This window comes from Fructilactobacillus sp. X2R1C1 (genome assembly GCF_059901435.1).
The window spans coordinates 1-278 of sequence record NZ_JBWXUV010000081.1 but is presented as its reverse complement, the minus strand read 5'-3'; the positions used below and the strand labels follow the sequence as shown (position 1 = coordinate 278).

At 22.7% G+C, this 278-nt stretch carries 1 protein-coding gene; it reads left to right on the top strand.

Features of this window, described 5'->3' with window-relative positions; translation table 11 throughout:
• Window positions 1–278, top strand: a 278-nt coding sequence (locus tag AC6UDG_RS07575; RefSeq protein WP_500706970.1) for a hypothetical protein, incomplete at both ends; no start/stop codon positions are given.

Sequence of the window (278 nt, the reverse complement as noted above, 5' to 3'; positions counted from 1 at the left end):
GAGATCATTTATTTCCTGCTGTATTTCCTACACATGTTAAATTTAATTTTAACTTAATATCTAAAAATCCTGTTGAAATAACACCTGATACTACTTTTGGATATAAATTTGATCTTGATAGTTTTTCTTTTGGTACTACAACATTTGGAGGATTATCTAATGTTAAATATACAAATAATGATTATTGTAAAAAAATAAATAAAGCTGGATATTTAGGTAATAATGTTATACAAACTATTGATTATAATATAGATAATAGATTACAAGAAGGTTGTTAT